The following is a 13498-nucleotide window of genomic DNA, read 5'->3' as shown; positions in this document are numbered from 1 at the left end:
TGTGCAATACAGCATTGCACCTTCTGCATAGCGTATGTTTGTTAAGATTTTTTGTATGTCTGTGTTGCTTCGTAAAATATCTTAGCTGCAACAGCTGGACCATCGGGATGTTGCCATATCCCTGATAACGGCGCGACGAATTCAGCACCAGTTGCCAAGGCAATATTTACATTATCTGTGGTGATCCCACCTATGGCTACGCAAGGAACTTCCATTGCTAAGGCCCAGGCACGCAAACATTCCTCAACTCCTTCTTCCGCAGGCATACCTTTGGTTGGAGATGGGAAAAGTGGACCAAAACTAACATAGTCAGCACCTGCTTCGCCTGCAAGCATTGCTGTATGTGTAGAATTTAAGCAAGAAACGCCAATGGAACGATCATTTCCAATAATTTTACGAACAGCTTTGACGTGTTTGGCATCTACATTCGTTTCCAAATGCACGCCATCTAGGTCCATTTCGATTGCCAAGTCAGGCTGATCACATAATAAGACGGCTGCTTCATGCTCCCAAGCGATGGGGGCAAGCATTTCAACTGCGGCCTTAAGGCTGTTCTTGTCCGCATTTGGAAGACGAATTTGTAAACAGGAAATTGGCACTTCACTCAGCACGCTTTTTAAAGAGGATTTGAATTGATCAAATTCTATTTCTTCTGGCGTAATAAGATAAATTTCTGCAGGGGGCAGTATATCGGCCATGGACGTTTCCTATTTTAAAGTTTTCTGACGCATTGCTATCTATATATGGTATAGATAGCAATGGGGCCCAATAGGCCCCAATGTCATGCAAAATAATTTCTTTTTCTAGGTGAGAATAGAAAGCTGAGCGTTGATAATATCTTGCGTCCGGTCCACGGGCTTATGCAGATTCATTGCATATGTAAGATTGAGTTCCCGTGTCACAATATTAGTTCCTGTATTGTCAAAATCGAAATAGAAACCTTTACCTTGACGATAGAGGTTTGCAGCATCTTCTTGCCATTGCGCAGATGTCTCTACTTTGAAATCATCTTTTAAGAATTGCGGTGTAATATGATTTAGGCTTAATTGTGAACTAGGAGTGTCACGATGAAGATTATTCCTAACGGTGACATTGCCATCGTCGTCTAGTACGATAAGATAGTCATCGCCATCTTGTTTATTCCCTAAAGCAAGATAATGCCATGCTTCAGTTGCTGCAGACGTTCCATCTAATATATTACTTAATTCATTACGTGCTGCGATAAGTTTGAGACGATCATCAACATTCTCGACTTCTGAAAAATCGTGCTCTAGCTGGTTAATTGCAACAATTTCTCCTTGTCCATTTAGGCCAACTTGGACGGGACGTCCAAGTTCAGCATATCGCTGGAAGTCTATTTCCCATGGATCTTGAGCCGGTGCAAATTGCTGCATCATTATAAGTCTGGCTGCAGCCGTATTATAAGAGTTTAAATAGCCGTTACGTGCTGTTTCCTGATCTACCTGAATAGCGATGCTATCAAATTTTTGTATTGCATTTGCAATACCAAGTTTTTGGGCTTGGTTGAAGTCATCCAATTTGCCGTCTGCCTGCGCCTCCACAGAAAGAGCACCATTTGTTGCGATTTTTATTTGATAAGGTTGACCTGTCGCTTGAAGATAGGCACCTACAACTTCCCATTCACGATCTTGATTAGGCTCGACAATACCTTGTGCAATACCGTTTAAACGATTTATTGCAGAATTCATAATCAAACGATTATTAGCGTTAACGTCATTTTGACTAAGCGTTGTTTGGATATTGGTCACAGCAGATGTTTTGGGCTTAAACTCCCCAGGCTTCGTCTTTGACAAAGCTACATTCAACATACTTGCGGCTGCTGCGCCGCCATTTACTGTAATAGCCACTTGTTTATCCTCGCCTTTCTAGCAAAATCAGGAATTAACTTGTGAAAAAATTCCTCTCACGATGTAAAGCAAACATCGGGCCAGATTCTTCTGACAAACGCTTTATAACAGTTTTTTTCATAAAAAGCTAGAGAAAAGCTTTTAATTGAACGCTATCTAATTCATGATACATACCAAGGGGAGCACGTTGTATCCAGAAATATAATGAAGGTTTGTAAGAATGCGGAGAAGCTCCCAGATATTGGCGCTTTTTTTATCACTGTTGACATGTGCCAATTCGGTGAAGGCCGAAGTGATTCTGCATTTATATGAACTTGATGACCGCTTAACACCTGAGGAAGACCGTGGATATAACCTCTATTTAAAAGATTTATTAAATAGGTTTGAAGGGGAGATTGAGAAAAAATATGCCCCAATAAAACGGAATTCTACAAATTTTATTCGTGATTTTTCTTCTTGTGCCTTTCCTGCCAATATACGTGCGATCGCGGCACGTTATCCTGAAGCATCGGAAATGGGTTTGCTTTCTTCGAAAGCTGTAGATGCTATTTCTGTATATGTTTATGTCCCTAGAGGTATAGAGCCTCCGCATTCGATTGATGAATTGAAAGATTTACCTATTGGACATGTGATTGGCAATGTTGCCGCGGGATTGATCCAAGACAAGGCACCGTATTTACATGCAGCGCGTAATAATGAAAATTTAATGAAGATGTTAAAGGCAGGCAGAATTGAGGCGATTATAGGTTTCCATCCAGATATTGCGATTGCCTTTGATGATTTGGGATACCACGATTTAATTCACTCAACCCGGCTGACATTATTTAAGGCGACAGGGCATTTTGTATGTCATGATACACCAGAAAACCGCCGATTTATCAGTTATGTCGATCAAGTGATCCCCATACTCGCCCAAGATGGTCGAGCGCAAGAATATTTGGGCAGGCACGCTGAAATTATACAACATGATGAGGCGGAAAGTTTACAAAACTAAAAAGCCTCAACATCCTTGTTGAGGCTTTTTAGAATTATTTGGGGGAAATAGAATTACATATTTCCCATATGTGCTGCTGTATCCAGCATACGGCAAGAGAAGCCCCATTCATTATCATACCAGCTCATCACTTGCACCAAGCGACCATCCATCACTTGTGTTTGTGTTTGGTCAAAAATGGAGCTCGCTGGATGATGATTGAAATCTGTGGAAACCAAAGGAAGATTGTTGACAGCAAGTACGCCTTTCATTGGGCCAGAAGCTGCGTCAGCCATTAATTGATTAATTTCTTCAATGCTTGTGTCGCGCACAGAGTTGAATTTCAAGTCAACCAAGGATACATTTGCTGTAGGTACACGGATCGCAGAACCATCTAATTTACCTTTTAAGGATGGTAATACCAAGCCAACAGCTTTGGCTGCACCTGTGGAAGTTGGAACCATGGATAAGCCTGCAGCACGGGCACGACGAAGGTCCTTATGGCTGTTATCTAGGATGCGTTGATCACCTGTATAGGCGTGAACTGTTGTCATGAAGCCATGTTCAATACCTAGATTTTCTTCTAGCACTTTTGCCATTGGCGCTAAGCAGTTTGTTGTACAAGATGCGTTAGAAACAATTAAATCATCTGCTGTGATTTCTTCATGGTTTACACCATAAACGACGGTTTTTGTCTGATCTTTCGCAGGGGCGGAAAGTAATACTTTCTTGGCACCTGCTTTAATGTGAGAATTTGATTTTTCTGTGCTGTTAAAGTGGCCGGAACATTCAAGGACAATATCAATGCCTAGACTTTTCCAAGGTGCATTATGCGGATCACGATGGCTGGAAACTTTTACTTTACCCATCCCCATATCCAACCAGTCAGCACCAGCTTCTACATCGCCAGGGAAACGACCATGTACACTGTCATATTGCAACAAATGAGTTGTTGCGTCGATGGAACCAGGGGTGTTGATTGCTACTAATTCAATATCGTTGCGGCCTAATTCATAGATTGCACGTGTCACCAAACGTCCAATACGACCAAAACCGTTCACTGCTACGCGAATAGCCATTTTGTAAGTCTCCGTTTCTTTTTAATATGGCCCCAAACCTTGTTTGTGACCTACTAGCTGAATAGCAAGTCGCTATCCATTCGCCTCTAGTATTTTTGCCTCAATAAAGAAACGGCCCTTTTGAGTAAAGGGCCGATTCAATAGTTATTTATGCCTCAAGTTGCCCCTTGGCAGCTTCGACAACGGCTTCTGAAGTGATGCCGAAATGTTTGTAGAGATCGGCTATTGGTGCTGATGCCCCAAAACCGTTCATACCAATGAAGGATCCTTTGATCCCTAAATATTTATCCCAACTATCACGTAGAGCTGCCTCACAAGCCACACGTGCTGCACCTTCACCCAATACGGATAAACGATAGTCTAGTGGTTGCGCATCAAACAATTCCATGCATGGCATGGAAACAACTGCTGTGGGGATACCTTCTGCTTGTAACGCATCGCGTGCATTCATCATGATTTCAACTTCGGAACCGCTTGCCATCAAGGTAACTTTACGTTCACCACCTTCAGCCTCACGTAATACATAACCGCCCTTGGCTGTCAGGTTTTCTTCAGTATGTTCGGTACGAAGAATTGGAAGACCTTGACGTGTTAATGCCATAGTTGAAGGTGTATTTGTGTGTTCAAGTGTTAATGCCCATGCTTCAGCAGTTTCAACTGTGTCACAAGGACGGAAAACATGCATATTTGGAATAACACGCAATGCAGCTAGATGTTCGACGGGTTGATGAGTCGGACCATCTTCGCCCAAGCCAATAGAATCGTGAGTCATTACATAACCAACGCGTAGACCCATCAATGCAGATAGGCGCATGGATGGACGACAGTAATCTGTGAAGACCAGGAATGTCGCGCCGTAAGGAATCAGACCACCGTGAAGAGCGATACCATTCATAGCTGCAGCCATGCCATGTTCACGAACACCATAGTAAACGTAAGAGTTTTCATAAGAGCCAGCTTGGATACCTTCCATGCCTTTTGCTTTGGTATTGTTAGAGCCTGTCAAATCTGCAGAACCACCCAACATTTCAGGGATAGCTTCGGTAAGAACGTTCAATACCAATTCAGAAGATTTACGTGTCGCTGTTTTTTCTTGTGCTTCAGATGTTTGTTTTTTGAAAGCGTAAAGCGCTTCTTTCCAACCATCCTTTAACTCACCGGCTTGTCCACGTTCAAACTCAGCACGTTTATCAGCATCAATAGATGCCATACGTGTGTTCCAGGCATCACGATCTGCTTGACCACGTGAGCCTGCAGCACGCCATGCGTCCAAAATTTCTGCTGGAATGTCGAATGGACCATGGGCCCAACCGATAGCGTCTTTTGTTAGCTTGATTTCATCATCGCCTAATGGAGAACCATGGGAAGAAGATTTACCAGCTTTTGCAGGGGAACCATAACCGATTGTCGTCTTACAAGCGATCAAGGAAGGCTTATCTGTCAATTTTGCAGCTGCGATTGCTTTTTCAACTGCCTCTGCATCGTGACCGTCACAAGCAGATACGTCCCAGCCGCTTGCTTTGAAACGTGCTAATTGATCATCTGATACAGAAACGTCCGTGGAACCGTCAATTGTAATACCGTTATCATCGAATAATACGATCAAACGATCCAATTTCAAATGGCCAGCCATGGAGATTGCTTCATGAGAGATACCTTCCATCAAGCAACCATCACCAGCGATTGTATAGGTGTAGTGATCAACAACATCGTCACCGAAACGTGCGTTTAGGATGCGTTCAGCCAGAGCCATGCCAACCGCATTGGCGATACCTTGACCTAGAGGGCCAGTCGTTGTTTCAATGCCTGCGGCATGACCATATTCTGGATGTCCTGCTGTACGCGCGTGAAGCTGACGAAAATTTTTGATCTCTTCTAAAGTGATATCTTCATACCCAGTTAGATACATCAAAGCATATTGAAGCATAGAACCATGACCTGCGCTCAAAACAAAGCGGTCACGATCAGCCCAGTTTGGTGTCTTTGGATCAAATTTTAGAAATTTAGTGAACAAAACAGTCGCCACATCGGCCATGCCCATTGGCATGCCAGGGTGACCTGAATTTGCTTGTTGGACAGCATCCATAGCCAAAGCACGGATAGCATTGGCCAAATCTTTATGCGAAACAGCAGACATATGTATAAAGCTCTTTAGCGTTCCAGCAACATCGCCCTACATCTCATATATCATATAGAATCAGTAAGGGATGCTCGGTTTTCCCCTTATATATCCGGTAAAAACCCGGGCCGGATTATTTGGGGCAAGTTGCGCAAAATAACTATCCAATAGATTTCCCCACAGATAGCGCGCGCAAAATGCACAAAATGGACTGGAAGGTCAATGATTCTTTCTCTTTATTCGTCAAAATTCCCACAAAGAAGTTGTGTGCTATCCATTCTACTTTGCTATATTAATCCAGTTGTCCTGTTGACGAGAAAGAGATCACCACTTAATTTCAAAGTAATTAATTAAGATAACTGGGAGATTCTATGATTGACTTTCAGTTGGGTCGCAGGTTGGAAGGTTTAAAGGCAAATGAGTCAGTTGGACGAAATTGCACGTAATTTAGATGCTGCTTTGGAGCGTCTTGAAGGGGCTGTGGAGACGCGCCTGCAGAATGCATCAAATGTGAATCTAGAAGACGGCGCGGAAATGGCTAAAAAGATTGAACAGTTATGTTCCGAGCGTGATCAACTACAGCAGGAGAATGCATTGTTACGTCAAGATGCGGCTGGTTTAGTTCAGCGTTTAAGTACTGCGCTGCAGCGCCTTGATATTGTAATCGCTGGTGATGATGAAGTTGATGAAGAAGTGCATCAACAAGGGGCTGTCTTATGAGCCAATTAGATATTCAAATTAACGGACGTAACTATAATATTGCTTGTGATGATGGCCAGGAAGAGCATCTACAGAAACTGGGCAAGTTTTTTAGTGATAGAGTCGAGGAACTCGCTGCTGCGATGGGGCAAGTGGGGGATGCTCGCTTGATGCTGATGGCAGGCTTGGTGGTTGCTGATGAATTATCTGATGCATATGCTGAAGTTGAGAGATTAAAAGAAGATATGATAACGCTTCAAAAGAACGCATCACAAGTCACGCCGGACCAAGGAACTTTGGAAATATTTGCGAATATGACCAATAGGATAGAGGCAATAGCTGCAAGGTTGGAGCAGCCTGTAGAAACTTAAAAAAAATGCCCGCAAATTTGCGGGCATTTTTGTATTCGAGTTTTGCGGAATTATTCTTCTGCGTAATCTGCTTCATCTTCTTCATCAATCATGTCTAGACCACGTCGCTCTGCCCGTGGGGTTTTGCCAAACATATCCCGATAGCATTTGGAGAAATGAGAGGCGGATGTAAAACCACTAGCAAAAGCAACTTCTGTCACAGGCATTGTTGTTTGTGTGAGTAGTTTGCGAGCACGATTTAAGCGAAGTTTCAAATAATAGCGTGCCGGACTTGTGGAGAGATAGCGACTAAACAAACGTTCCAGTTGGCGACGGGATAATCCTACACGGCGTGCAATCTCATCACGGCTTAGGGCTTCTTCAGTGTTTTTTTCCATCTCCGAAATTGCTTTGATCAATTTTGGATGACTTACACGAAGGCGCGCTTGTAATGGTAAGCGCTGATTGTCGTTACCTTCGCGGATTCGTTCATGCATAAATTGTTCTGAAACGGCACCCGCGAAATCAGACCCATGTTTACGACCGACTTCGTTTAACATCATATCAAGTGCGGCCGTGCCGCCTGCACAGGTAAAGCGATCACGATCAATCTCATATAGCTCAGCGCGTACATCAATATCCGGAAATTCTTCAGAAAAACTATCTAAATTCGCCCAGTGGATAGTGCAGCGATAACCATTTAACAAACCAGCATGTGCTAAGATATGTGCGCCCGTACAAATTGCTCCCATTTGCGTGCCTTCGCGTGCCCAACGACGTAAGTAACCAAATGTTAATGCATCATTATATATATGTGCATCTACCCCTGAGCATACCACGACATTGGTTGGGCGAACCACTTCTGTTGCTGTAGTATTGGGTGTAATCTCTATGCCATTTGATGCCATGACAGGTAGGCCGTCTCGGCTAATTAATTCCCAAGTGTAAAGGGTTCTTTCAGCAATCTGATTTGCCAGACGTAATGGTTCTAGAAGGCTTGTGAAGGCAATCATAGAAAACTGTGGAATCAGGAACAAAGAAATATGTTCCGGTTTGTCTTCCCCTACATCTTTATACATCGCAGCTGTTTGCATATCTTTGCTACCTTATAAAACTGTATGCAGTAGAGTTGCCGTTTTATATCGATCCTACTGACAAATAATCACTAAAAGCGTTTGTTACATTTTTTTTAATTTCTAACGCAGTGCACTGCCAAATAATAGGAAGTGAAATTTCTGTCAATCGCGTTTTTATTAAAATGCTTCTTCTTTATCAGATGTATTCCCATTTTATAATTGAAATATAATATATTGTCACGGTAGCGACAATTATTGTGAATGTTAGTCGCTTTTGAGGATGTTTACTATGAATTTTTTTAAAGAGGAAATCTTAAATATTGGTGGCTTGTCGTTAAAGCGACATATCGGGAAATGGCGTCTAGGTGTTTGTGGTAAGAATTTGTAAATAAATTACGTTCGATGTGAGTGACATATGGTTTCAACTGTGTCGCATTTTTGAGTATTATTGGTGTAAGTTTTAAAATTGATTTCACTCGTGACGTTTTTCCGTAATAATATAAAGAAAAATGGCTTTTTATAATTGCATTAAACCTTGGTTTTCTGCGGGATTAGGGCGAGGATTTTAAGAAAAGATGTGTTATGTCGCTTTTTACTTTTTTCCTGTCGCGCAACCGCGCTTATAGCAGGCTCTTCTCCCATAAAAGGATTTAAGTTTAGCATTATTTCGGCCTGACCAATTGAACTTCCATTCGGGAAGGGCAAAGAAGCAGGTGTTTTTTGAGCAGGAAATGGGAAGAGAATGAATAAATATTCTGTTTTCTCACTCGTCCGTAACGCGATGAGTTATCATGAAAATTGGCAAAAGGCTTGGCGTAGCCCGGATCCAAAGAAAGAATACGATGTTGTGATCGTTGGTGGTGGAGCCCACGGTTTGGCTACAGCATACTACCTTGCAAAAGAATGTGGCATTACAAATGTTGCTATTCTTGAGAAAGGCTGGTTAGGCGGTGGTAACACAGGTCGTAACACAACAATCGTACGTTCCAACTATCTCTGGGATGAATCTTCTGCGATTTATGAACATGCGATGAAATTGTGGGAAAATCTTAGCCAAGATTTAAACTACAATGTGATGTTCTCCCAACGTGGTTTGTTGCATTTGGCGCACAACGTTCATGATATGCAGGAAATTGGTCGCCGCGGCCATGCAATTCACTTGAACGGTATCGACAGTGAATTCCTAACACCTGAACAAGTGAAGGAAATCGAGCCAACAATCAACTTGGATTGTCGTTATCCAGTACTTGGTGCGTTGTTGCAACGTCGCGGTGGTAGTGCACGACATGATGCGGTTGCATGGGGCTATGCGCGTGCAGCTGACGATATGGGCGTTGATATTATCCAAAACTGTGAAGTAACAGGCTTTGATATTCAAGACGGCGTTGTGAAAGGTGTTGAAACTTCCCGTGGTCATATTGGTGCAAAGAAAGTCGGTGTGGTAACAGCGGGTCATTCTTCTGTAATGGCGAATATGGCTGGTTTCCGTATGCCACTAGAAAGTTTCCCACTGCAAGCGATGGTGTCTGAGCCATTGAAACCAGTGATCAACACAGTGATCATGTCTGGTGCGGTTCACGTATACCTTTCACAATCCGATAAAGGTGAATTGGTTGTAGGTGCGGGTTCCGATAACTTTGTAAGTTATTCCCAACGCGGTAGCTTCGATATGATGGACCACATTGTTGGCCCATTGAAAGAATTGTTCCCGTTCACATCTCGTCTGCGCATGATGCGTCAATGGGGCGGTATTGTTGATGTGACAGTTGATCGTTCTCCGATCATCACAAAAACACCAGTTGAAAACATGTTCTTCAACTGTGGTTGGGGTACAGGTGGCTTTAAGGCAACACCTGGTTCCGGTAACGTATTCGCACATTCCATTGCAAATGGTGAACTTCACCCAATTGCAGCACCATTTACAATGAACCGTTTTAATACAGGTGCATTGATTGATGAAGGTGCAGCTGCGGCTGTGGCTCACTAAGGAAAGAGGAGAAGTTTAGATGTTAGTTATTAAATGCCCTTTCTGCGGTGAACGTGATCAAACAGAATTTACATGTCATGGTGAGGCGCATATCGCGCGTCCTGAAAACCCTGATGAGTTAACTGATGAGCAATGGGGGGATTATATTTTCTTCCGCCAAAACATCAAAGGTTACCAGTACGAACGTTGGTCTCATGATCATGGTTGTGGCCGTTGGTTCAACGCGCTTCGCAACTCTGTGACAGATCAGTTCGTAGATACTTATAAAATAGGCGAAGAAAAGCCTGCTATTCCTTCTGACGAGGGCAAATAAAAATGAGCCAGTCTAACCGTATTAAAACTGGCGGTCGTATTGATCGCAATAAACCGGTTTCTTTCACATTTGATGGAAAAACCTTCCAAGGCTTTGAAGGCGATACATTGGCTTCTGCATTGTTGGCAAACAACGTGCACCTAATGGGTCGTTCCTTTAAATATCACCGTCCACGTGGTGTTTTGTCTGCAGGTTCTGAAGAGCCAAACGCAATCGTAACTATTGGTTCCGGTAAGCGTTCTGATCCAAATACACGTGCAACAGTTGTTGAAATGTTTGATGGTCTTGAAGCGTCTAGCCAAAACTGCTGGCCGTCTTTGAACTTTGACATTGGTGGTATCAACAACAAACTATCCCGTTTCTTCCCGGCTGGTTTCTACTATAAAACATTCATGTGGCCAAAATCCATGTGGATGAAATATGAGGAAATTATTCGTGCCTCTGCTGGTATGGGTGTTGCGCCTGAAGAAGGCGATCCAGATACATATGCTGTGAAACACGAATATTGTGACGTGTTGATCGCAGGCGGTGGTCCTGCTGGTCTATCTGCTGCTTTGACAGCAGGGCGCACAGGCGCGCGTGTAATCTTGATTGATGAACAAAATGAATTCGGTGGTTCTTTACTATCTGATCATGGCGCGGAAATCGATGGCAAACCAGCAATGGACTGGGTTGATGCCGCGTTGGCTGAATTGAAAGAAATGGAAGAAGTAACCATTTTGAACCGTACAGCGGTTATCGGCTACTTTGACCATAATTTCATCACAGCGATGGAGAAAATCACTGACCATCTTGGTCCACAAGACAGCAATGACACACCACGTCAGCGTTTCTGGAAAATCCGTGCAAAACAAGTTGTTTTGGCATCTGGTTCTTTCGAACGTCCAATGTTGTTTGGTGACAATGACCGTCCAGGCGTGATGTTGGCATCTGCAGTTCGCACATATATCAACCGTTATGGTGTATTACCGGGTAAAGACATGGTTGTCTTCACTAACAATGACAGCGCGTATAAAACAGCCCTAGATGCTTTTGCAAATGGTGGTCGTGTTGAAATCGTTGACACACGTGTTGATCCAAAAGGCCCATTGGTTGAACAAGCACGTAGTTTGGATATCACAATCCATACAAATGCTGCGATCGTTGGGACTAAAGGCTACCGTCGTCTAAAAGGCGTGGAAGTTATGGAGCTGAACGAAGCTGGTGACGGCGTGAAAGGCACAAAATTCCATATCGGTTGTGATGTGGTTGCGATGTCTTCCGGTTGGAACCCTGCAGTGAACTTGTTCTCTCAAGCACGTGGTAAATTACGTTATGATGAAGAGCTAACAAGCTTTGTGCCTGATCATTGCCAGTGGGATAACTATTCCGTTGGATCTTGTAACGGTACATTTACTTTAGAAGGCGCATTGTCCGAAGGTCTTGAAGCTGGTTTGAAAGCGGCACAAGCTGCTGGTTTTGGTGAAGGTCAATCTGTACCTGCAACACCATCCGCACCAGAAGTTGAACATGGTGACATGCGTACATTGTGGTATATCCCGATGGATCGTCCTTTGGCTCGTGGCAAGAAACATTTCCACGAATTCCAAAACGACTCCACAGTTGCTGACATCCACTTGGCAGCACGTGAAGGTTATATCTCTGTTGAGCATTTAAAACGCTATACCACAACAGGTATGGGTACCGACCAAGGTAAGACATCCAACGTAAACGCGATCGCAATCATGGCGCAAATCCGTGGCGTGTCTATTCCACAAGTTGGAACAACAACATTCCGCCCACCATTCGTACCAGTAACATTCGGTGCGATTGCTGGTCATGATGTCGAAGATCTATTCTTGCAAGCACGTAAAACACCAATGCATTCTGCCCATGATCGCAATGGCGCGATTTATGAGGATGTAGGTGACTGGAAACGTCCATACTATTTCCCGAAAGCGGGCGAAGATATGCATGCGGCTGTTCAACGTGAATGTAAAGCGGTTCGTGATAGCGTAGGTATCATGGATGGTTCCACATTGGGTAAATTGGACATTCAGGGTAAAGATGCGTCTCGTCTATTGAACCTTCTTTACACAAATGCATGGAGCAAACTGGCACCAGGCAAATGTCGTTACGGCTTGATGTGTAATGAGCATGGCATGGTATTCGATGATGGTGTGACCACATGCATTGGCGAAAACCACTATCACATGACAACCACAACAGGTGGCGCTGGTCGTGTGGCGAACTGGATTGAGGAATGGATTCAAACTGAATATCCTGATTGGGATGTTTATGCGACTTCCGTGACAGAACAATGGGCAGTGTCCATCTTGAACGGTCCTAAATCCCGTAAGGTTCTTGAGAAATTAGTAGATATTGATCTATCTGCGGAAGCATTCCCGTTCATGGCTATGAAAGAATGTCATATCGCAGGTGTGCCAGCACGTATCTATCGTATTTCCTTTACAGGTGAGCTTTCTTACGAGATCAATGTACCTGCACGCTATGGCTTGCATGTATGGGATGCTTTGTTGGAAGCTGGTGAAGAATTTGATATCTGCCAATATGGTACTGAAACCATGCACGTTCTTCGTGCGGAAAAAGGCTTTATCATTGCAGGTCAAGATACAGATGGCTCTGTCACACCTATGGACCTTGATATGGACTGGATCGTCTCCAAGAAGAAAGGTGACTTCCTTGGTCGCCGTTCCTTCACACGTACCGATACAGCCCGTACAGACCGTAAGCAATTGGTTGGTGTTCTAACCGAAGATCCGAATGTGGTTCTGATGGAAGGGGCGCATCTGGTTCGTGAGTTGAAAGATAAACCACCTATGGACATGTTAGGTCACGTAACATCCAGTTACATGTCGCCTAACTGTGGTCGTTCTATTGCGATGGCGTTGATCCGTGACGGTAAGAACTTGAAAGGTCAATCTTTCATGGTTCCAACTATGAGCGGTAAGGCACATAAAGTAACAATCACCGATCCGATTTTCTTCGATAAGGAGAATAAACGTATCGATGGCGAACCGTCCTAAGACGTTCT

11 protein-coding genes are annotated in these 13498 nt (G+C 43.6%); 6 read left to right on the top strand and 5 right to left on the bottom strand.

The window, feature by feature from the left end:
* Positions 1 to 41: 41 nt before the first annotated feature.
* Both E1160_RS14995 and E1160_RS14990 read right to left on the bottom strand, forming a co-directional pair.
* Positions 42 to 698: a thiamine phosphate synthase gene (locus tag E1160_RS14995; protein WP_155156624.1), complete on the bottom strand. Its 657-nt coding sequence runs from the start codon at positions 696 to 698 to the stop codon at positions 42 to 44.
* A gap of 105 nt (positions 699 to 803) precedes the next feature.
* Positions 804 to 1868: a hypothetical protein gene (locus tag E1160_RS14990; protein WP_155156622.1), complete on the bottom strand. Its 1065-nt coding sequence runs from the start codon at positions 1866 to 1868 to the stop codon at positions 804 to 806.
* A 220-nt stretch (positions 1869 to 2088) separates the two neighbouring features.
* On the opposite strand from E1160_RS14990, the gene E1160_RS14985 reads away from it, so the two are divergent.
* Positions 2089 to 2862: a type 2 periplasmic-binding domain-containing protein gene (locus E1160_RS14985; RefSeq protein WP_155156621.1), complete on the top strand. Its 774-nt coding sequence runs from the start codon at positions 2089 to 2091 to the stop codon at positions 2860 to 2862.
* Positions 2863 to 2915: 53 nt separating this feature from the next.
* Here the strand turns inward: E1160_RS14985 and gap are convergent, their stop codons facing one another.
* A complete protein-coding gene (gap, locus tag E1160_RS14980; RefSeq protein ID WP_155156619.1) occupies positions 2916 to 3920 on the bottom strand; it encodes a type I glyceraldehyde-3-phosphate dehydrogenase in 1005 nt (334 codons plus the stop codon).
* Positions 3921 to 4068: 148 nt separating this feature from the next.
* Positions 4069 to 6057, bottom strand: a complete 1989-nt coding sequence (gene tkt, locus E1160_RS14975) for a transketolase (protein WP_155156616.1) — start codon at positions 6055 to 6057, stop codon at positions 4069 to 4071.
* A gap of 399 nt (positions 6058 to 6456) precedes the next feature.
* Here tkt and E1160_RS14970 point away from each other — a divergent pair, with 399 nt between their 5' ends.
* Both E1160_RS14970 and E1160_RS14965 read left to right on the top strand, forming a co-directional pair.
* Positions 6457 to 6759: a hypothetical protein gene (locus E1160_RS14970; RefSeq protein WP_155156614.1), complete on the top strand. Its 303-nt coding sequence runs from the start codon at positions 6457 to 6459 to the stop codon at positions 6757 to 6759.
* Positions 6756 to 7109 (top strand): cell division protein ZapA, encoded by a 354-nt coding sequence (locus tag E1160_RS14965; protein ID WP_155156613.1) that lies wholly within the window; start codon positions 6756 to 6758, stop codon positions 7107 to 7109. The genes E1160_RS14970 and E1160_RS14965 overlap by 4 nt, the downstream gene beginning before the upstream one ends.
* A gap of 50 nt (positions 7110 to 7159) precedes the next feature.
* Here the strand turns inward: E1160_RS14965 and E1160_RS14960 are convergent, their stop codons facing one another.
* Positions 7160 to 8182 (bottom strand): GlxA family transcriptional regulator, encoded by a 1023-nt coding sequence (locus tag E1160_RS14960; RefSeq protein WP_235914175.1) that lies wholly within the window; start codon positions 8180 to 8182, stop codon positions 7160 to 7162.
* Between the two features lie 724 nt (positions 8183 to 8906).
* On the opposite strand from E1160_RS14960, the gene E1160_RS14955 reads away from it, so the two are divergent.
* Genes E1160_RS14955 through E1160_RS14945 form a run of 3 tightly spaced genes read left to right on the top strand, consistent with a single transcriptional unit; the run spans position 8907 to position 13490 of the window.
* Positions 8907 to 10151: a sarcosine oxidase subunit beta family protein gene (locus E1160_RS14955; RefSeq protein ID WP_155156611.1), complete on the top strand. Its 1245-nt coding sequence runs from the start codon at positions 8907 to 8909 to the stop codon at positions 10149 to 10151.
* A 19-nt stretch (positions 10152 to 10170) separates the two neighbouring features.
* On the top strand, positions 10171 to 10464 hold the full coding sequence (locus tag E1160_RS14950) for a sarcosine oxidase subunit delta (protein WP_155156609.1): 294 nt from the start codon (positions 10171 to 10173) through the stop codon (positions 10462 to 10464).
* A 2-nt stretch (positions 10465 to 10466) separates the two neighbouring features.
* Positions 10467 to 13490 carry a sarcosine oxidase subunit alpha gene (locus tag E1160_RS14945; protein ID WP_155156607.1) on the top strand — a complete coding sequence of 1008 codons (3024 nt, stop codon included), beginning with the start codon at positions 10467 to 10469 and terminating at the stop codon, positions 13488 to 13490.
* The last annotated feature ends 8 nt before the right edge of the window (positions 13491 to 13498 follow it).

This window comes from Curvivirga aplysinae (genome assembly GCF_009711445.1).
In the GTDB taxonomy this organism is placed as follows: domain Bacteria; phylum Pseudomonadota; class Alphaproteobacteria; order UBA8366; family Aestuariispiraceae; genus Curvivirga; species Curvivirga aplysinae.
This window is presented reverse-complemented; position numbering and strand designations above follow the sequence as displayed.